This window comes from Halorubrum sp. Eb13 (genome assembly GCF_002252895.1).
GTDB lineage: Archaea > Halobacteriota > Halobacteria > Halobacteriales > Haloferacaceae > Halorubrum.
Genome location: NZ_NHPE01000027.1, coordinates 1 through 19,670, shown reverse-complemented (window position 1 = coordinate 19,670; position 19,670 = coordinate 1). Strand labels below are relative to the sequence as shown.

The 19,670-nt window shown below is 68.1% G+C and carries 16 protein-coding genes and 3 tRNA genes; 5 read left to right on the top strand and 14 right to left on the bottom strand.

The annotated features are described in order from the left end of the window. Positions 1 to 26 precede the first annotated feature (26 nt). The 10 genes from DJ75_RS02465 to DJ75_RS02420 form a co-directional block, all read right to left on the bottom strand. Positions 27 to 1,334 carry a dicarboxylate/amino acid:cation symporter gene (locus DJ75_RS02465; protein WP_170938265.1) on the bottom strand — a complete coding sequence of 436 codons (1,308 nt, stop codon included), beginning with the start codon at positions 1,332 to 1,334 and terminating at the stop codon, positions 27 to 29. A 184-nt stretch (positions 1,335 to 1,518) separates the two neighbouring features. Then, positions 1,519 to 2,172, bottom strand: a complete 654-nt coding sequence (locus tag DJ75_RS02460) for a 30S ribosomal protein S7 (RefSeq protein WP_094522290.1) — start codon at positions 2,170 to 2,172, stop codon at positions 1,519 to 1,521. Then, complete coding sequence (locus tag DJ75_RS02455; RefSeq protein ID WP_004048726.1) at positions 2,169 to 2,597, bottom strand: 30S ribosomal protein S12; 429 nt, start codon at positions 2,595 to 2,597, stop codon at positions 2,169 to 2,171. The genes DJ75_RS02460 and DJ75_RS02455 overlap by 4 nt, the downstream gene beginning before the upstream one ends. Before the next feature lie 217 nt (positions 2,598 to 2,814). Next, positions 2,815 to 3,657, bottom strand: a complete 843-nt coding sequence (locus DJ75_RS02450) for a hypothetical protein (RefSeq protein ID WP_094522289.1) — start codon at positions 3,655 to 3,657, stop codon at positions 2,815 to 2,817. 88 nt (positions 3,658 to 3,745) lie between these two features. After that, complete coding sequence (locus tag DJ75_RS02445; protein WP_094522288.1) at positions 3,746 to 4,165, bottom strand: NusA-like transcription termination signal-binding factor; 420 nt, start codon at positions 4,163 to 4,165, stop codon at positions 3,746 to 3,748. Continuing rightward, on the bottom strand, positions 4,165 to 5,379 hold the full coding sequence (gene rpoA2, locus DJ75_RS02440; protein ID WP_094522287.1) for a DNA-directed RNA polymerase subunit A'': 1,215 nt from the start codon (positions 5,377 to 5,379) through the stop codon (positions 4,165 to 4,167). Before rpoA2 ends, DJ75_RS02445 begins: the two co-directional genes overlap by 1 nt. After that, entirely contained in the window at positions 5,372 to 8,293 is a 2,922-nt protein-coding gene (locus tag DJ75_RS02435; protein WP_094522286.1) for a DNA-directed RNA polymerase subunit A', read from the bottom strand. The genes rpoA2 and DJ75_RS02435 overlap by 8 nt, the downstream gene beginning before the upstream one ends. 6 nt (positions 8,294 to 8,299) lie before the next feature. Next, positions 8,300 to 10,129, bottom strand: coding sequence for a DNA-directed RNA polymerase subunit B (gene rpoB, locus DJ75_RS02430; protein WP_094522285.1), 1,830 nt, complete (start codon positions 10,127 to 10,129; stop codon positions 8,300 to 8,302). Between the two features lies 1 nt (position 10,130). Beyond that, complete coding sequence (locus DJ75_RS02425; protein ID WP_094522284.1) at positions 10,131 to 11,696, bottom strand: DNA-directed RNA polymerase subunit B''; 1,566 nt, start codon at positions 11,694 to 11,696, stop codon at positions 10,131 to 10,133. After that, complete coding sequence (locus tag DJ75_RS02420) at positions 11,693 to 11,920, bottom strand: DNA-directed RNA polymerase subunit H (RefSeq protein WP_094522283.1); 228 nt, start codon at positions 11,918 to 11,920, stop codon at positions 11,693 to 11,695. Before DJ75_RS02420 ends, DJ75_RS02425 begins: the two co-directional genes overlap by 4 nt. A gap of 262 nt (positions 11,921 to 12,182) precedes the next feature. Here DJ75_RS02420 and DJ75_RS02415 point away from each other — a divergent pair. Next, positions 12,183 to 12,255: transfer RNA gene (locus DJ75_RS02415), tRNA-Asp, on the top strand. A gap of 29 nt (positions 12,256 to 12,284) precedes the next feature. Then, positions 12,285 to 12,357 (top strand) — tRNA-Asp (locus DJ75_RS02410). A 336-nt stretch (positions 12,358 to 12,693) separates the two neighbouring features. On the opposite strand, the gene DJ75_RS02405 is transcribed toward DJ75_RS02410, so the two are convergent. From DJ75_RS02405 to DJ75_RS02395, 3 genes are all read right to left on the bottom strand, one after another. Further along, the gene (locus DJ75_RS02405; protein ID WP_094522282.1) at positions 12,694 to 13,698 is read right to left on the bottom strand and encodes a histone deacetylase; all 1,005 of its coding nucleotides are present in this window, start codon (positions 13,696 to 13,698) and stop codon (positions 12,694 to 12,696) included. Next, a complete protein-coding gene (locus DJ75_RS02400) occupies positions 13,699 to 14,130 on the bottom strand; it encodes a histone (RefSeq protein WP_094522281.1) in 432 nt (143 codons plus the stop codon). A 143-nt stretch (positions 14,131 to 14,273) separates the two neighbouring features. Further along, entirely contained in the window at positions 14,274 to 15,752 is a 1,479-nt protein-coding gene (locus tag DJ75_RS02395) for a single-stranded DNA binding protein (RefSeq protein WP_094522280.1), read from the bottom strand. 289 nt (positions 15,753 to 16,041) lie between these two features. Here DJ75_RS02395 and DJ75_RS02390 point away from each other — a divergent pair. Beyond that, positions 16,042 to 16,114 (top strand) — tRNA-Arg (locus DJ75_RS02390). Positions 16,115 to 16,251: 137 nt separating this feature from the next. Next, positions 16,252 to 16,686, top strand: a complete 435-nt coding sequence (locus DJ75_RS02385) for a hypothetical protein (protein ID WP_094522279.1) — start codon at positions 16,252 to 16,254, stop codon at positions 16,684 to 16,686. A gap of 48 nt (positions 16,687 to 16,734) precedes the next feature. Here DJ75_RS02385 and DJ75_RS02380 read toward each other — a convergent pair whose 3' ends face one another. Next, positions 16,735 to 18,615, bottom strand: coding sequence for a cation:proton antiporter (locus DJ75_RS02380; RefSeq protein ID WP_176451408.1), 1,881 nt, complete (start codon positions 18,613 to 18,615; stop codon positions 16,735 to 16,737). A gap of 436 nt (positions 18,616 to 19,051) precedes the next feature. Between DJ75_RS02380 and DJ75_RS02375 the strand changes: the two genes are divergently transcribed. Next, complete coding sequence (locus DJ75_RS02375; RefSeq protein WP_094522278.1) at positions 19,052 to 19,345, top strand: hypothetical protein; 294 nt, start codon at positions 19,052 to 19,054, stop codon at positions 19,343 to 19,345. The last annotated feature ends 325 nt before the right edge of the window (positions 19,346 to 19,670 follow it).

Here is a 19,670-nt window from a genome sequence, read left to right as displayed (position 1 = left end):
GCCGATCGTCCCAGCTTACTCCGTTTTTAATCGTCGCCGGCGGCGACGCCGAGGTCATCGCTCTTCCCGACCCACGCGCCCCGCGTGAAGTCGACCGCGTCGTTCCACTTCGCGACGATCGTGGTGACCGCCAGATCGCCGCTGATGTTGGTCATCGTCCGCAGCCGATCCAGGATCGGGTCGACGCCGGCGACGAACCCGACGACTTCGAGCGGCAGTCCGAGCTGCGTCAACACGAGCGTCAACATGATGAGCCCGGTCCCCGGCACGCCCGCCGCCCCGACGCTCGCCAGCACCGCCACGAGGACGACGGTCACCTGTTCGGCGATGGACAGTTGTACGCCGACGAGATTCGCGGCGAAGACCGCGGCCACGCCCTGGTAGAGAGCGGTGCCGTCCATGTTGATCGTCGCGCCAAGCGGCAACGAGAAGCTGTAGACCCCTTCGTCGATGTGGAAGTTGTCCTCGGCGTTCGCCATCGTCACCGGAAGCGTCCCGCTCGACGAGCGGATCGACAGCGCGGTGATCAGCGCGTCGCGTCCCCCGGCGAGAAAGGCTGTTGGCGACTGTCCGGCGAGCAGCCGCACGATGACCCCGAGGTGGACGACCGCGATGTGCGCGGCGACGGCGATCGCTAGTGTGGCGATAAGCAGGGCGAACGGGACGATCGCGTCGACGCCGGCTTCGCCGAACACCGCCGCCATCAACGCGAACACGCCGATCACGCCGTACTCCATCACGCCCCAGACGACCTTGAACATCGCCTCTGCGCCCGCCTCAGCCAAGTTGTAGAACGATTCGACGCCCTCGCGGATGTCGGCCGAGTCGGTGGACTGCTCGACGAGCGCCAGCGCGAGTCCGAACACGATGACGAAGAAGATCGTCGGGAGAATGTCCCCGGCCGCCATCGCGCCGATCGGGTTCTCGGGAACGATCCCGAGGAGCACCTCGACGATGTCGGGCGCCTCTGCGGTCTGTGCTTCCGCGTCGCCCAGTTCGAGGTTGGCTCCCGGATCGATGAGGTTCGCGACTAGCAGTCCGAACCCGACCGCCGCGGCCGAGGTGAGCGCGTACAACCCGACCACCTGCCCGCCGATCTTCCCGAGGTTGCTCGGCGAGAGCCGCCGCGCCCCCATCAGCAGCGTGAACACGACGATCGGGACGATCAGCATGCTCAGCAGGTTCACGAACAGGTCGCCGAGCGGCTGGAGCACCGTCGCCGGCTGCCCCACGACGAGCCCGAACACCGAACCGAGCACGAACGCCAGTCCGATGCGATACACGATCGGTACCTCGCGGTACCGCCGCCAGGACTGCATCAGCGCGTTTGCCATACGGCGAGCGTGTTTCCGGAGGACCCACAAGTAAATATTGCCAGACCCGCAGGCTCGCCGGGACCTGTGACACGAGGCGCCGGGAGTCAGGAGTCAGAGCCTTCGCGGTCCGGACGAGGCTGTCGCTCGGGGGGCACGGAGAGAGAATCGCTCGGCGCCGGTCGGCTCGCCGAGGTCCGCCTCGTTAGCGGGCCGCGGCGGCGACGCGCTCGCGCTCCTCCTTCTGCGAGATGGAGTAGGAGCGGTCGGCGTCGTAGTCGGCAGCGGTCGTAAGCTCGTTGGCGAGCGCCTCGGCGGCGGCGGTGCTCGACTTGTACGTCGCGCTGGCGACGCCGTCAGAGATGAACAGCAGCGCTTGGTCGACGCGGCGCTGGGGCGCGACGTCGACCGCCTTGGGGACGGAGATGCCGCCGTACTTCAGGCGGACGGTCTCCTCCCGCGGCGCGGCGTTCTCGACCGCGCGAACGAGGACCTGCACCGGGTTCTCCTCGGTCCGTTCGTGGACGATGTCGAAGGCGTCGCGGACGATCCGCGTCGCCTGCTGCTTCTTGCCCGTGTTCTCGTCGGTCTGCATCAGGCGGTTGATCAGCCGCTCGACCAGGGAGATCTCGGACTTCTTGAACTGCTTCGACGCGTGGCGCCCCATCGTGTGGGCGATGGGCGTCACGGTCATGTAGCGTTTCGTCGAGGGGTCCTCGTAGGCGATCTCGGTGACGTCCCAGACGCCGAACAGCTTGGCGTTCTCGTTGGCGGCCTCGCTGGACGCGGGCGCGTCCGGATCCGGTTCGTCGGCGGCGACGTCCTCGTCGGACGGCGCCTCGGTCTCCTCGCCGCTCATCTGACGGGCTTCTCCGCGTTTCCGCGAACCAGTTCGATCATGGAGACGCCGTTGACCTTCTCGACTTTGTAGTTGACACCGGAGAGGTCGCCCATCGCGCGACCCTTAGCCCCGCCGATCCCGGCGATCGTGACCTCGTCGTGCTCGTCGATGAACGAGATGGCGCCGTCACCGGGACAGAACGCGGTGACCTGCTTCCCGTTCTTGATGAGCTGGACGCGGACGCACTTTCGGATCGCCGAGTTCGGCTGCTTTGCTTCGATTCCGACCTTCTCCAGGACGATCCCGCGAGCCTGCGGGGCGCCCTCGAGGGGGTCGGACTTCTTCTTGAGCCCGCGCTCTCGCCGAGCGTACTCGGAGTCGGACCAGCGGCGCTTCTGCCGGTCCTGTTTGAGCTTACGGGCCGCGTATTTGCCGTTCGCCATCGTACGTCTACTTCCGAACGGAGCTACTTAAGCGTCGTCTTTCGACGCGGCGAAACGCCCTCAGATCGCCCGAGCGGTACCTCTCGTCCGTTCTGAGAGTGTTTCTCTCCACGAGCGGATTCGAAACGACCGCCGCTCGTCTCCGCTGAGACGGTAAGCCGTCGCGAGCGCCCGTCGTTCGCCGCCGACCGCGAGTCGCCGTCGCCCCCGGTCGTCATCACTCGCTCGTCGCCTCGCGGGCGTCGGCGACCCAGTCGGGTTCGGGGATCTCCGCCCCGGGATCGCGGTAGTCGATGTCGATGTCGACGGTCGCTTCTCCCCCGTCGTGTCCGCCGGCCCACGACTGTTCCAGCCGCGGGACGACGCCGGCTTCGTACACGTGCGCCGTCGCGGACGCGGTCTCGACGGTCTCGGGGATGTTCCGGTCGCCGTCGAACTCGTCGGCGGTGAACCGGGCGGTCGTCTCGCCGCGGACTTCGCCCGCCCCGTCGCTCGCCATGTTCCAGCGGTTCAGTCCCTCGTACTGCGTCTCGCCGGTCTCCGTCTCCCCCTCGACGCGGATCCCCGTCAGCGCCTCCTGTCGCATCGCCTCCTCGAGGTCGCCCTCCGAGCGGTCCACCGACTGGCGGTCGTACTGCGTCTCGCCGTCGGTCTGCCGTCGGAACAGCAGTTCGTCGCCGGCGATGTACAGCTCCGTGACGTCCGGCTCTTCCGTCTCCGTCAGCTCCTGTCTCACGTACTGGCGACCGTTCTCGAGGTCGTAGCCCGATTCGTACACCTGCGACGGGAGCCACGGCGTCGGATCCGCGTCGCCGTCGTGACTCGTCTCGGCCGTCGAGAACAGGGTGAAGCCGCCCGCGTCGACGAACGCGTCGACGTGGGACTCGGCGAGCGCGTCGAGCGCGAGCGCGTCGCCGTCGCGCCAGTTCGCGTCGATGAACGGGCGGTCGGACCCGTCGTCGGTCGGGTTGCCGGACCCGTCACCGTCGTCGTCGGAACAGCCGGCGCTCCCGACCGCGACTGCGGTCCCGAGGCTCGCGAGGAGGCGTCTGCGGTTCATGGGTCACAAAACGGAGCCGCGGTCAAAAGCGCGCGGATCCCCGGATACGGAACGTACGTTCGCGGACGGCTAGACGCGGGATCGCGACCTACGTCAGCTGCACGTCGTCGATGTCGTGGTGGCGCTTGGCCAGCGTCCGTGCCGTCTCGATGTTGGTCCCGTCGGCGCCGATGGCGACGCCGCGGTCCGGCTCCGGCACCTCGACGTACGCGACGCGGTCGTTCTGCTCGGAGATGGTCACGGCGTTGACCGCCGCGGGCGCGAGCGCGCTCGAGACGAACGCCTCCGGCGTGTCCGCGTCCTCCACCAGCTCGACCGACTTGCCCAGCCGCCGCTCCGCCTCCTCGACGGTCTCGCCCGCCTGTCCGATCGCGGCGGCCATCTCGCCGGCCGGCACGAGGAACACGAGCCGGTCGCCCTCCACGAGGCAGTCCTTCGGCGCGACCCCGGTCAGCTCGTCGAACCGACCGATGTAGCGCCGCGCCTCGTCGGAGAGCTCGACGTACATCAGTCGTCGCCCACGACGCGCGACCCCATCCGGAGGTCGACGTCGCCGGTGCCGAGCGAGATCGGCTTGCCGGCGATGACGTTCTCGATGACGCCGTCGAGTTCGTCGTACTCGCCGTGGATCGCGGCGTCGAGCAGGTGGTTGACCGTCACCTCGAACGCCGCGCGCGCGAGCACGGAGTCCTTCGATCCCGAGATGCCGTGGCGGCCGATCGAGTCGATCTCGCCGTTGGTCGTCATCATGTCCGCCACGAGCATCAGGTGGCGGACGTTCACGTCGTCGAGCCCCTGCTCTTCGAGCGTGTTCTTCGTCTCGTCGATGATCGTCTCGCGGGCCGCCTCGACGCCGAGGTTGCGGTAGATCTCGTGGATGTTGTTACACGTCGTGCGCGAGGCGTCGACGCCCTCGATGTCGAGAGTGTCGCCGAACGCCGATCCCTCGGTGTAGAGGACGAACTCCTCGTCGCCGTCGATCTCCTCTTTCCGGATGACGACGCGCTCGATCTCTTCGATCCCTTTGAACACTATCTCCCGGAGCCGCTCGACGAGCTGGAGCAGCTCGCGGTAGCTCGGCTCTCCGGGGCCGAACTCGATGACGGTGCCCGACTGCCGGGTGTCGACGCCGAGCGAGTCCTCGATCGTCTCGGCGATGATCTCGGCGACCTCCGAGGGATCGGAGTGGGTCGGCCACCGCTCGAGCAGGGTGTCGTCGTTCAGGTCGATCCGCACCAGCATGTCGGCGACGTTCGTCGACACGTCGCCGAGCGCGAGGATGCGCGTCGCCTCGATGGACCAGACGACCTCGTGGGCCTTCTCGCGGTCCGTCGCGTACTCGCCCTCGAGGTGGACGGTCATCATCGGCGTGTCCGGCGTCTTCCGGGCGTCCACCAGCTCGATGAGCCGGGGGAGCCCCTGCGTGACGTCGATCTCCGCGACGCCGGCGTAGTGGAACGTGTTCATCGTCATCTGCGTTCCGGGCTCGCCGATCGACTGCGCGGAGACGGTGCCGACGGGGTCGAGCGGATCCACGCGCGTCTCGACGTAGCGGTTCTCGACGCCCGTCGCGACCTCGGTGGCCTGCTCGACCGTGATCTCGCCGGTCTCTTCGCCCTTCTTCTCGAGCGCCTCGTACACCTCGTCTTTGAGGCGGCTGGGCAGCTCGGTCGCCTCCACGACCGCCTCCATGTCGTCGGTGACGTGGTCGTACTCAGTCATCCGACTCCACCCCCGAGGCCTTGTTCAGGCCGGGTCCGGCGTGCTCCGACAGGTTCGTCGGCGGCGTGCGCTCGCCGAGGAACCGCTCCTTCTCGTCGTCGGAGTCGAACTCGGAGTCGACGACGCGGTCGACGATGTCGTCCACGTCGATGCCGTCGCCCTCGCCGGAGGACACCTTCACCGGCGAGGTGCCGTCCTCGCCGAACTCGAACTGGACGATCCGGCCCGAGGTGTCTCGGACCGTGCCGTCGTACTGCGCCTCCAGCTCGGAGAGCGCGTTGATGAGGCGGCGCTGCAGGTAGCCGGACTTGGAGGTCCGGACCGCCGTGTCGACCAGCCCCTCGCGGCCCCCCATCGCGTGGAAGAAGAACTCCTCGGGCGTGAGCCCGCCGCGGTAGGAGTTCTCGACGAAGCCGTGCGCCTCCGCGGAGAGGTCGTTCTCCTTGTAGTGAGAGAGCGTCCGGTCCTCGTAGCCGCGGTTGATCCGCTCGCCGCGGACCGCCTGCTGACCGACGGAGCCGGCCATCTGCGTCAGGTTCAGCATCGAGCCACGCGCGCCGGAGCGGGCCATCACGACCGCCGGGTTGTCGTCGCCGAAGTGCTGGTCGGCGATCTCCCCGGCCGAGTCGCGGGCCTTTCCGAGCGTCTGCATGATCTTCATCTCCAGGGTCTCGTCGACGCCGCGGCCCGGCAGCGACTCCAGCTCGCCGGCCTCGTACGTCGCGATCAGCTCCTGGACGCGGTCGTACGCGCTCTCGATCGCGTCGTCGACCTGCTCTTCGGCCTCCGGCGGGATCGACTCGTCGTCGATCCCGATCGAGAAGCCGAAGTGCATGATCGCGCGCATCGCGAGCGACGCGATCTCGTTGATGAACACGCGCGAGCGCGTCTCGCCGTACTCCTTGGTGAGGGTGTCGACGACTTCGCCGCCGAAGGCGCCGACCGCGTCCTCGTCGATCGTCCCCTCGACCAGCTGGCCGTTCTCGATGACGACGTCGTCGCCGGTCGACGACGAGAAGTGCAGCGTGAGGTCGTCGGGCAGCAGCTCGGAGAACAGCGTCCGGCCGGTCCAGTAGTCGCGGCCGTCGTCGTCGACGCCGTCGGCCTCGGGGAGCTCGTCCACTCGCGTCGCCCGGAGCAGGTCGAGCGCCTGCGTCTCGGTGAACTCGGGGTTCGAGTGCGTGAGCAGGTACGTCCCGGAGATGTGGTCCTGGATCGCGCCGATGATGTTCCCGCCGAACCGCGGCGAGAGGATCTGTTCTTGCACGCGCATGAGGACGCGCGCCTCGGCGCGGGCCTCCTCGTTCTGGAGCGCGTGCATGTTCATCTCGTCGCCGTCGAAGTCGGCGTTGTACGGCGGACAGACGACGGTGTTGAGCCGGAACGTCTTGTACGGCATCACCACGACCTCGTGGGCCATGATGGACATCCGGTGCAGCGAGGGCTGCCGGTTGAAGATCACGATGTCGCCGTCGACGAGGTGGCGGTTGACCTCCCAGTCGGCCTCCACCTTCTCGGCGAGCTCCTCGCAGTTCTTCTCGGTCACCTTCAGGCGACGCCCGTCAGGTCGTCGGACGTAGTTCGCGCCGGGGTGCGCCTCCGGGCCGTTCCGGACGTACTGGCGCGCCTCCTCGACGTTGCGCTCGGTGACGTTGAGCGTCTGCGTCATCTCCTTGGCGACGCGGTCCGGCACGCCGACCTCGTTCAGCGAGAGGGTCGGGTCCGGCGAGATGACGGTCCGAGCGGAGAAGTTGACGCGCTTCCCGGACAGCGAGCCGCGGAAGCGGCCCTCCTTCCCCTTCAGCCGCTGGCTGAGCGTCTTGAGGGGGCGGCCGGAGCGGTGTCGCGCCGGCGGGGTCCCGCTGATCTCGTTGTCGACGAACGTGGTGACGTGGTACTGGAGCAGCTCCCAGAGGTCCTCGATGATCAGCTGCGGGGCGCCCGCCTCGCGGTTCTCCATGAACCGCTGGTTGATCCGGATGATGTCGACCAGCTTGTGCGTGAGGTCGTCCTCGGAGCGCTGGCCGTTATCGAGCGTGATGGAGGGGCGCGTGGTCACCGGCGGGACGGGGAGGACCGTCAGGATCATCCACTCCGGTCGGGAGTCCTCCGCGTCGATGCCGAGGACCTCTAAGTCCTCGTTCGGGATGTCCTCGAACCAGTCGCGGATGTCCGAGGGCATCAGCTTGTTCATGTCCTCCTCGGTGAGGTCGACGTCGAGCGCCTTCTCGATGGACCGGCGGTCCTCCTTGCGCGGGCGGAACTCGCCGGCCATGATATCGTTGATCCGGTCTAAGGCGATGTCGGTCTTCTCGGCGAGCTCCTGCGGGGAGGTCCCCGGGTCGTCCTCCTCCTCGTCGGGCTGCATCGCGGCCGCGATCCGCTCGGAGTAGTCGCCCGAGAGCACGTCCTGCACCTCGTAGTAGGTGGTCGGCTTCTCGTGTTTGATGTCCGCCTGCGGCTCGCCGCAGAACGGGCACGTCGACGCCTTCCGGGCCTGCCGGACGGCGGCCTTCAGCACGTCGTGCTCGTCGTCGCCGAGCTCTTTCGCCCGCTCGTAGCGGTCGCGGAACTCGTCGCGCTGCGCCTCGTCCAGGGCGAGTCGGCCGCACTCGCGGCACGTCGAGCGGAGCAGGCGCCGGATGAGCTTCGTGAAGCCCACGTGGATGACGGGCGCGGCCAGCTCGATGTGGCCGAAGTGACCGTTACAGGAGCCGGAGTGGGAGCCGCAGGTCCGGCACTCCAGGCCGGGGTCGATGACGCCGAGCCGCGGGTCCATCAGCCCCATGTCGATCGGGTAGCCGTCGTCGTCGTACGTGTCGGCCGTGATCACCTTCGTCGCCGACATGTCCCGGTACGTTTCCGGGTCCATGAGGCCGAAGTCGATGCCGCCGAGCACTTTCGGTGTTTGCATTGACATTTAAATAGCGTCCTCCAGTTCGAGCTTCGGTCGGATTCCCAGGGCGATCATCTCGTCGAGCAGGAGCTTGAACGCGTAGCTCACTTCGAGCTCGTGGATGTCGTCCTCGTCGCCCGTGACCGGGTCGTACACCCGGCGCTGTTCGCGGTCCTCGACGGCGACGAGCCCCGTCTCCGCGGAGACGTGGACCGTCTCGGCGTCGGACGACTCTAACAGCCGCTCGTTGAGCACCATCGACGCGCCGTGGCCGATGATCGTGTCGCGCTCCATCTCACCGACGCGCAGGCCGCCCTCGCGGGCGCGCCCCTCGGTCGGCTGGCGCGTGAGCACCTGGACCGGCCCGCGCGAGCGAGCGTGGAGCTTGTTCGACACCATGTGGTACAGCTTGTGGTAGAAGATCGTCCCGACGAAGATCTCCGCGTCGATCTTCTCGCCGGTGACGCCGGAGTACATGACCTCCTTGCCGGAGGACTTGAATCCGTGTTCCTCGAGCCCCTCGCGGAGCTCCTCCTCGTCTTCGCCCTGGAACGGCGTGCCGTCGACCCGCGAGCCGCGGAGCGAACCGACCTTGCCGCCGAGCATCTCCAGCACGTGGCCGACCGTCATCCGGGACGGCAGGGCGTGCGGGTTCATCACGAGGTCGGGGACGACCCCCTCCTCGGTGAACGGCATGTCCTCCTGCGGAGCGAGGTGGCCGACGACGCCCTTCTGGCCGTGGCGGGACGCGAACTTGTCGCCCAGCTCGGGGACGCGCTGGTCGCGAACCTTCACCTTCGAGAGCTTGGAGCCGTCCTCGCCCTCCATCAGCGTCACGGTGTCGACGACGCCCGACTCGCCCGAGCGCATCGTGACCGAGGTCTCCCGGCGCTTCTGCGGGGAGAGCCCGCCCATGTCGTCGGGCTCCTCCAGGAAGCGCGGCGGGCTGGTCTTGCCCAGGAGTACCGAGGACTCGTCCACCTTCGTCTCGGGGTTGACCAGGCCGTCCTCGTCGAGGTGGGTGTACGCCTCCTCGCCGCGCGCGCCGCGGACGTCCTGGTCGGGGATCTCGAAGCGGTCCTCCTGACCGCCGGGGTACCGGCGCTCCTCGCCCTCGTAGGTCCGGAAGAAGTGCGAGCGGGTGAGCGCGCGGTCGACGGAGCCCTGGTTCATCACCAGCGCGTCCTCGATGTTGAACCCCTCGTATGACATCACGGCGACGACGAAGTTCTGCGCCGCCGGCCGCTTGTCGAAGCTGATCTGGTCGGACGTCTGCGTCTTCACCATCGCCAGCTGCGGGTAGTGCAGCAGGTGCTGACGCGTGTCCGGCCGGATCCGGTAGTTCGCGGAGGGGAGCCCGAGGGACTGCTTCATCATCCCCGCGCCCATCGTGATGCGCGGGCTCGCGTTGTGCTCGGGGTACGGGATCATCCCCGCGCCGATACCGAACACGAGCTGCGGGTCGATCTCGAGGTGCGTGTGGTCCTCGGTCACGTCCTCCTCGTCGACGGCGACGAGGATGTCCTCCTCCTCCTCGGCGTCGATGAACTCGACGTAGCCGCGGTCGATGAGGTCCTCGAACTCGATGTCGCCGCGCTCGAGCGCCTCGATCTCCTCGTCGCCGAGCAGCGGCTCGCCGTTCTCGACGACGATCAGCGGCCGGCGGGCCCGCCCCGCGTCCGCGTTGACGATCACTTCTTGGGTCCGGTCCCTGACCGAGACGTTCACCATGTCGGAGACATCGCCACGGCGGCGCGCCTCGCGGATCTGTTCGGCGAGGGCCTCGGGGTCCGGATGGGTCCCGACGAGACTCCCGTTGACGTACACCTTCGCTTCGCGTTCTGCCTGAGCCATATTAGTCGTCCGCCGTCTGTCGTTCGACGCCCTCGATGCCGGGGATCCCCTCGACACCCATCGACGCCAGTTCTCGTTTCAGCCCCTGTTCGTCCTCGACCGTCTGCGACAGCTCCATCGACTGCGCGAAGTTCTTCACGAGCCCGCAGTTCGGCCCCTCCGGCGTCTCGGAGGGACAGATGCGACCCCACTGGGTCGCGTGGAGGTCCCGCGCCTCGAAGTGCGGCTGCGACCGCGACAGCGGCGAGCGCAGGCGCCGCAGGTGCGAGAGCACGCCCATGTAGTCCGTCCGGTCGACGAGCTGGGAGACGCCCGAGCGACCGCCCACCCAGTTCCCGGTCGCGATCGGGTGTTCGAGCCGCTCGGTCAGCACGTCCGAGCGAACGACCGTGTTGACCGTGAGCTGCCGGTTCCGCATGTTCGCGCGCTCCAGCTGGTACTTCACGTCGCGCGCCAGCTTGTTCAGGGCGGTCCGGAACAGGTCGCGCATCAGGTCGCCGGAGACCTTCAGGCGCTTGTTGGCGTAGTGGTCCTTGTCGTCGGACTCGCGGCGGTTCAAGGCGAGCTCGAAACACGCCTCGGCCATCCGGCAGAGGTAGTACGCCTTGTTGATCCGGACGTCCTCCTCCTCGACGCCCTCCTCGTGGAGGTGCGGCAGGAGGTAGCGGTCGATGACGTAGTTCGCCCGCTTGAGCTGGTAGTTCTTCCCCTGGCCGGAGGCGACGCGCTCGCCGAGGGTCTCGATGGCCTCCTCGGTCGTCTGCACCTCCGCCTCCTCCAAGTTCTCCAGCATGAACTTCACGATCTCGGGGTCGTCCGAGACGCGGTGGACGATCTCCTCGTCCGACTCCAGTCCGAGCGCGCGGACGAGGGTCACGAAGTCGATCGAGCCCGAGACGGACGGGAACGACACTTCGAGCAGCCCCTCGCGGTTGCGCTCGCACAGCACCAGCGCGCGGTAGCCGCGGCGCTGGGAGAACGTCTTCGCGACCTGGATCTCGTCGCCGTACTTCGAGTCGTACTCCGCGAGGATCTTGTTCGGCGCGAGGTCCTCCGAGGTCATCAGCACGCGCTCGGAGCCGTTGACGATGAAGTAACCGCCGGGGTCGACGGGGTCCTCGCCGATGTCGATGAGCTCCTCGTCCGAGAAGCCGGCCATGTTACACTTGTCCGAGCCGACCATGATCGGCATCCGGCCGACCTTCGTCTCGGTGGTGTCGACGACCTGTTCGGGCTCGTCTTCGCCGCCGCGAACGATGGACATCTCCATGAAGACGGGCGCCGAGTAGGTGATGTTCCGCAGGCGGGCCTCCTGCGGGTACAGCAGCTCCTCCGAGCCGTCGGCCTCGCGAACGCGCGGGGTGACCATCCGCACGTCGCCGAGTTCGACGTAGACGGGCTCTTGGCCCTCCTTGTCGCCGATGTCGGTCTCGATCGTCTCCTTCTCGTCGACGACTTCCTGCATGCCGCGGTCGAGGAAGTTGTTGAACGATCGGAAGTGGTGTTCGGCCAGCCGTTCGTCGGAGAAGTACTCGCGTGAAACCACGCGTCGGTCTTGCCTGTTCATGAGACGACTAATCGGTACACGACCGCTTCCTCCGTCGTGCGGGAGTTTCGAACGATCTTCACCACGTCGCCGACCTCGGCCTCGTCGGGGATCGCGGGATCCGTGCGTTTGATCTTCGGTAGGTTCGTCCGTTTCACGTCGTACTCCGCCAGGACTTCGTCGACCTCGTCGTCGTCGAGGAGGACGTGGTCCGGGACGAGTTCGTGTTGGCTTACGTCTACCATGGGTGGTGGTTATTGAAAGAAGCTATCACGAGATACTACAGATCGCTATATGCGCCAGCGGCATAAGACTTGCCAACCGGCTCCGCCGCGCGCGGCTCACGACGACGGGGGCGTGCGATACTCACACTCATGCGGGTATTATACAAAAGGCTACCGCCGCGAGCGGCGACGCGGCCGGCCGTCTCGCCCTGTCACCCGTCCCCATCGTCGCCGGCGATGACAAGCCTTATTTGCCAGACAGGGGTACGAATGACTGCGACAAGCCCGGATGGTGTAGTGGCCCATCATACGACCCTGTCACGGTCGTGACGCGGGTTCAAATCCCGCTCCGGGCGTCCCCCGTTTCGGGGCTTTGTCGCTGTTTGCCCGGATGGTGTAGTGGCCCATCATACGACCCTGTCACGGTCGTGACGCGGGTTCAAATCCCGCTCCGGGCGTATTCTGTCGCCGCCAATCGACGAGCGCAGCGAGTCGATACCGGCGGCGACGAATCGTTTCGCAGGGAGTTGAATCTGAGGACGAGCGAACGGAGTGAACGAAGTCCTCCGGGTTCAACTCCCGCTCCGGGCGTTTTCTCCGAACAATACGGCGAGCGTAGCGAGCCGTTCGTCGAAATCGATCGCTGCGGGTGTGAATCAGAGAGTGACGCGAGCGAAACGAGTGGAACGATTGTTGTTCAACCCCCGTTCCGGGCGTTTCTGTCGACGCTAACCGACGAGCGAAGCCGCCTGATCGGCGCGTCCGTCGGGTCCCGGATCGCCGGTCGGTGCCGCCTATAGGTCGAGCAACTCCCGCAGGTCCGCCACTAACGACTCCGTCTTCGCGTCCGGCTCCTCGTCGTCGGTGACCGGCGTTCGACCGTCGTACGTCTCGTGAACCATCGAGACCCCCTCGGCGAGGGTGTCGAGCCCGTAGCCGCCCTCCAGCACGTAGGCCTCGACCGCGTCGGCGTCGCCGGCGACCGACCGGATTCGGTCGGTCATCATCGCGTACCCCTCCGAGGAGACGCGCATCCGCGAGATCGGGTCGTGGCGGTGCGCGTCGAACCCCGCGGAGACGATCAGCAGATCGGGGTCGAACCGGTCGATCGCCGGCCCGATCGCCTCGTCGATGGCGTAGCGGTAGTCGGCGTCGCCGGCGCCGGCCGCGAGCGGGAGGTTCACCGTGGTCCCTTCCCCGTCGTCGCGGCCGGTCTCCTCGAGGTCGCCGGTGTCCGGGTAGAGCCCGTCTTCGTGGATCGACGAGTAGAGCACGTCGCCACGGTCGTAGAACACGTCCTGGGTGCCGTTCCCGTGATGGACGTCCCAGTCGAAGATCGCGACCCGGTCTGCGGCGCCCTCGTCGAGGACCGTCTGGGCCGCGACGGCGGCGTTGTTGAAGAAGCAGAACCCCATCGCGTCGTCGGGGACCGCGTGGTGGCCCGGGGGGCGGCCGAGCGCGAACGGGGTGTCCCGGCCGTCGGCCCCGTCGAGCGCCGATCGGGCGGCCCACTGCGCGAGGCCGGCCGCGGTGAGCGCGGCGTCCCACGTCCCCTCGCTCGCGACAGTGTCCGGGTCCCAGCTTCCGCCCCCGTCGTCGACGAACGCCTCGAACTCGTCTACATACTCCGCGTCGTGGACGGCGACGACCTCCTCGCGGGTCGCCGGGTCCGCCTCGGCGTACTCGACGCCGTGCCGCTTGGCGAGGCCGCGGCGGATCGCGCGCAGTCGGTCCGGATTCTCCGGATGCCGCTCCCCCGTGTCGTGCGCGAGACACCGCTCGCTGTAGCCAAACCGCATCTACTCGAACAGTGCGAAGTACGTTTCGATGTCCTCGGCCTGTACGGTCCGTCGGTCGGCGTGTCGCGCGAGCGTCGCGGCGGCGCTCGCGACGTTGTCCGCGTAGTCCTCCAAGATGTCGGCCAACGCGATCCGCGCGTCGACGCCGACCCGGTATCGGTCGTCGATCCGGAGCCGCGCGATCCGGTCGATGGGGGCGACGGGCAGGGTGAGATCCTCTCGGGCGATCACCTGTTCGACGCCGAAATCCGACGCCATCAGCGTCTTCCGTCCGTCCTCGGTTGCCCGCTCGGCCGCGTCGATCGCCAGCTCCGCACCGTGCGATTGGATGCGGCGCGCCAGCTCCTCGGCGGCGTCGGCGCTGACGCGGAGCTCCCCGGCGTTCCGCCGGATGATCCCGTCGACCGGCGCGAACGGCAACTCGACACTCATACACACAGTCGCGTCCGTGTACCGTATAACGCTTTCCGTTACCGGCGTCTCCGCGCCCGAGCGCTGGCGTCGCGGCTACTCGTCGCGTCGCTGTTCGGCGCCCTCGAAACCGGAGTCAGTCGGGACGGAGCGGCCCGCGACGGTCAGAACACGTCGTCCGCGTGGATCGTCCCGTCGCGCTCCGCGCCCCGTACGGTGATCTCCTCGCCGAGCCGGAGGCTCGCGTCGGTCTCGACGCTCTTCGTCCGCTGGCCGTCGTCCAACACGACGGGGTCGCCGGTCTGCACGACGGTCCCCGTGAACTCGACCTCCTCCGTGGTCGCAGTCGCGGCCGCCGTGCCGCCGGATCCGGCGCTCTCCTCCCCGCCGGCCCCGCCGGAGACGGCCTCGGTCGCCGCCTTCTGTCCGTCCTCAGCGAAGGCGCCGAGTCCGGTGTCGCTCGCGGCGCGGTCGCTGTTTCCGGAACCGTCGCCGGACCCGGACGCGTCGGTCTCCGCGTTGCCCGCCGCCTCCGCCCCCTCGTCGAGAACGGTGACCGTCGAGCGCCAGTTCGCGGACGCCTCCAAGTCGTCCTGCCAGCCGTCTTGGATCTCCACATCGGTGAAGACGACGCGGTCCGCCAGGTCGATCTCGCGGTCGGCCTTGTCGCCCCACAGCGCGACGCGGATCTCGCCGGTCTCGTCTTTGATCCGGACGTTCCGCACCTGCCCCTCGCTGCCGTCGTCGCGGTCGAACGTGCGCTTCGGGTCCGTCTCGATGACGCCCCCGCCGACGTCGACCGTCTCGCCGATCTCCAGGTCGGCGATGTCGGTCGTCTCGGGGACGTACTCGACGTCCTCGTCGACGCGCTCGACGGTTCCGCGGTCGCCGACGTGGAGCTCCAAGTCACCGTCGCGCTCGCGGACGTAGCCGTCGCCGACCTCGACGACCTCGCCGGCCTCGAACTCGTCCGCGAGGTCGGCCTTGTCGTCCCACAGCGTGACGCGCACGCGGCCCGTCTCGTCGCCGACGGTGAGGTTGGCCACGCGCCCCTCGCTGCCGTCGTCGCGGTCGAACGTCCGGACCGAGTCGGTGTCGAGCACCTGCCCGACGAGGTCGACGTCGGAGGCGCCGAGCGAGAGGTCCTCGACGCGGTAGGTGTCGAGCACCTGCACGTCGACCTCGGCGTCCTCGTCCGGCTCGACCTTGTCGGCGCTCACCTCGAGGCCGCTGTACCCCTCCTTCGGGCGGCCCATGACGCGGAGCACCTGACCGACCTCCAGCTGCTCGACGGCCGCCGCGGCCATCTCGTCCCAGAGGGCGACCCGCACGGAGCCGGAGGCGTCCGCGACGTCGACGTTGCAGACGCGCCCCTCCTCGGCGTCCTCCTCGTCGCGCTCGAAGGTCCGGACCTCGCCGATGGAGGTCACCTTCCCGAGGAACTTCACGTCGTTCATCCCCGGCTCGATGTCGGCGATCGTGTCGGCCTCCTCGTCGCGAAGCTCGTGGGCGATCAGCATCGCGGCCGTCTCCTCGTCGGCGAGCCCGCCCATCTGCTCGACCTTGTCCTCGACGGCCGCCTCGAACTCCTCGAACTCGACGTCGGTGTCGAGGTCCTCGTAGACGTCCTCTATCACTCCCATACGCGTACCTCCTCGGTTGTCGAGTCCGCGGATAAGCGTTGTCCTTGCCGGGGTCTCACGGCCGAACCCACGCCCGCTTCTGGTCCGCGCCGGGGCGTCGTCGCCCGTCGGGTCCGCGGCGTCGCCGTCGCGGATCGGAGTTCCGTCATATGGGCTCATCGGTCCCCTCGATACAAAAGGTGTGCAATCCGTCCACGGCCGTCTCTCCCGACCGCGCCGCATGCGACCCTCCGCCACGCGGCCTACGGACCGTAACCGTCTTAAGTTCTACCGCGGTACATTTGATTGAGTCCTGGTAGGGTAGTGGACTATCCTCTTGGCTTGCGGAGCCAGGGACCGGAGTTCAAATCTCCGTCAGGACGCTCACTTTGCGGCTGCCTCACTTCGTTCGGCAGCCGCGGCGTTCGGTCCTGACGTGCCTCACGCTCGCCCGTTCGGGGCTCCGCCGCTCGGTCGCCGAGCCCCAACGTTGAAGAAACCGGACGAGGTGCAACGCGACATGGAGCGCACGCGGCGAGCGATTCTCGGGACGCTCGGAACGAGTGTGCTCGGGGCACTCGGCGGCTGTTCTCTCAGAGAGAGGTTCGGAGACCCACAGACGGTGACCATCGAGGTCGGCGGCGACTTCGACGCCGAACGAACGATCGAACTCGAAGTGCTCCCGGCCGCGGTGGAGTCGGGACTCTCGGAGAACGTAGTGTTCCAGCAGACCATCACCGTCGGCCCGTCCGGTCCGGAGGAGGCCCTGTCGGTGATCGAGGACGCCTTCGAGTCCGCACGGGCGCTGATTCGCGTGCACGTCTTGGGACTCGGCCTCATCGGTGAGTACACGTTCGTCCCGGACTGTCCGCCGGGCGCCACCTACGGCGAGGTGCTCTACGTCACTCTGCAGTCGGTCTTCGACGTGACCTTCCGACAGAACCGGTGTCAGTGAGGCGGGAGCCGCGCTCGCGACGACGCCGACCGTGGCCCACGTCGCCGATCAGTCGTGCGGGTGGAACCGGTTCATCGCCTTCCTGACGGCGTCCGTGTCGCCGATAAAGGTGACGTGGTCGCCGTACTCCAGCACGCTGTCCGCCGACGGCACGTGGTTCTCGCCGTTGCGGCTGACGACGGCGACGAACGTCCCGTCGGGGATCTGCGCGTTGAGGTCGCGGATGCTCTTGCCGGTGAGACCCTCCGAGGTCACCTCGACCTCCTGCACGTCGTGGCTGTCTCCGAGCTCGCTCATCCAGTGGGTGATCGCCGGCCGCTCGATCTCGTCGTCGATGGCCACCGCGGTCGCCGTCGGCGAGTCGATCGCCTTCACGCCGATACTGTCGAAGGCGTCGACGTTGTCCGGCTCGTTCACCCGCGAGTACACCGATTCCACGTCGAACTTCGTGATCGCCAGCTGGCACGCGAGGAGGTTGATGTCGTCGTCACCGGTCACCGTGATCACCCGCTTGGCGTCCTCGATCCCGGCGCCGCGCAGCGTCTCCGTGTCGCTGCCGTCGCCCTCGTACACGGTAAACCCGTCCGAGCGCGCTCCTTCGGCCTCTTCGTCGTCTATCTCGACGATGACGACGTACTCTCCCCGCCGCTCCAGCCGTGTGGCGAGCGCCCGGCCGACCCGACCGCCGCCGATGATTATCGTGCGCATTGGTGACACTCCGAGGAAGTCGCCGATCTGCCGCGCGAGCCCGGCCTCGATCGCGACCGTCGCGAAGATGACGGCGAACACCGTCCCGACCAGCAGCTGGCCCTGCGCCACGTTCCCCGCGAGCTCCAGCTCGATGGCGAACAGGGTGGCCACGCTCGCCGGGATGATCCCGCGCGGACCGACACCGGCGATGAACAGCCGCTCCGGCCACGTGAACCGCTCGACGCCGGCGGTGGCGATGATCGCCCCGAGCGGTCGGAGCACGAGCATGATCACGAGCACGAGCCCGACGGCTCCGACGCCGAGCGCCGCGATCGCTTGGACGTCGATCAGCGCGGCCAGCGAGATGAACACGAACGAGAGGACGACGAGCGTCGTGTTCTCCGCGAACCGCTCTATCTCCTCTCTGTGAGCGATGTCGAGGTTGCCGAGGAGGATCCCGCTTGTCGCCGCCGCCGCGATCCCCGCCTCGGCGGCGACGGCCTCGGCGGCCGCGAACGCCCCGACCGCCGCCGCCAACACGAGGAACTGCGACGCCTGCACGTCGCGGTCGGGGACGAACTCGCTGTCCAGCAGCAAGTAGATGATCACCGTCGCGAGCACTCCGGCGGCCACGCCGACGCCGAGCCGCTCGACGAACGAGAAGAGGGTCGCCGGAACGCCGAGGTCGTCGAGCAGCAGCGTCTCGAAGATCACCACGGCGACGATCGCGGCCGTCACGTCGTTGACGATCCCCTCGGTCTCTAACGCCGTCGCGACGTGGTCCCTGACGCGGACGACGTTGAGTATCGGCGTGATCACGGTCGGCCCCGTCGCCACGAGCAGCGCCCCGATGAGCAGCGCGATCTCCCAGTCGGCGCCTTCGAAGAACCGAACCGCGGCCGCCGTTCCGAGGAACATCACGAGCGCGCTGACCGTCACGAGCCGGAGCGACACCGTGGACGCGCCGCGGATACGCTCGATCCGCAGGGCGAACGCGCCCTCGAAGACGATGATCGCGACGCTGATCCCGACGATGATCTCCAACCCGTTCCCGAACGTCTCGAGGGTCACGAGCCCCAACACCTCCGGCCCCAGCACCACCCCGATGAGGAGGTAGAAAATGACGCTCGGCACCTTCAGTCGGTGGGCGACCAGTTGGACGACGAGCCCCGACACAAGAATCGCCGCGATGACCGGCAACAGGCTGGACACGTCTACCACGTGTACGGTCGCCGGCATCCTTAGTGTATTGGTGATCCGAGGCGGAATCGTCCGCCGATGTCATCCCATTTATTATACTCAATAGTCATATTTCACCGGCGTCGAATCACGCCATTGATCCCCACACTCGGGCAACTATTAATTCGGTTCCCCCTCTGCGTGAGTACACGTCCGAGCGGATCTCCCGCCGGGCGCCCCCACCATGACCGTCCGCGACCCCATTCCGACGTTCGCCCCCCTTCGGAGCGTCGGGAAGCGGGTCCGCGGGTCGGTCGTCGCTCGTCTCGACGCCGTCGCCGCGTGACCCCGACGCGGGGACGGTCGGCCCCCGCCCGTCGAGGCGCGTGCCGTCTTCTTTCCCCGTCCCCCGACGCTCTGGTCGTTTCGACCGTTAGACCCGGTAGCTCAAGCGGCAGAGCCTCGGGGTGAGGAATCGACTCCCTCCCGGGTCCGTATGGCAGCCCCACCCTGCCACCGCGCGACCGACGTCGCGCTCCGGGTGGCGGTCCCCCGCGACGCCGCGGGCGACCTCCACGCCGGCGTCCGATCGAAGCTCGAGGGTCGCGACGGCGTCGACGTCGAACGCGTCGACGTGGTCGACCTCCGCCCCCGCCTCAACGACCTCACGGTCGACGTCGACGCCTCGGTCCGGCTCGCGCCGGACGTCGGGGTCGCCGACCTCACCGACGTCGTCGGGGTCTCGGAGGCCCGCTCGCGAGAGCGAGCGGCGACCGACCGCGACCGATGACCGGTCCGCGGGCGACGACCTCCCGCGGACGACGACCGGACCGCGACGCACTCGACACGGTCCCCGACCGACGCACAGCACCAGACCGCGGCGCGAGGCCCTCGCGCCACCCGCCCCCATCCAACCATGAGACGAGACCGATCCCGCTCCAGACGCACCGTACACCCCGACCCGTACGCGGGTCCCGACCCGTCAGCCCCCCTGCCCTCGCCGCGCGTGATGGCCGCCTTCGCGGCGCTGCCCGTCGCGGTCGTCGCGGTCGCCTCCTTCCCGGTCGCGACCGCGGTCGCGTCGGCCCTCTTCGTCGGCGTCGTCGCCGGCGCGG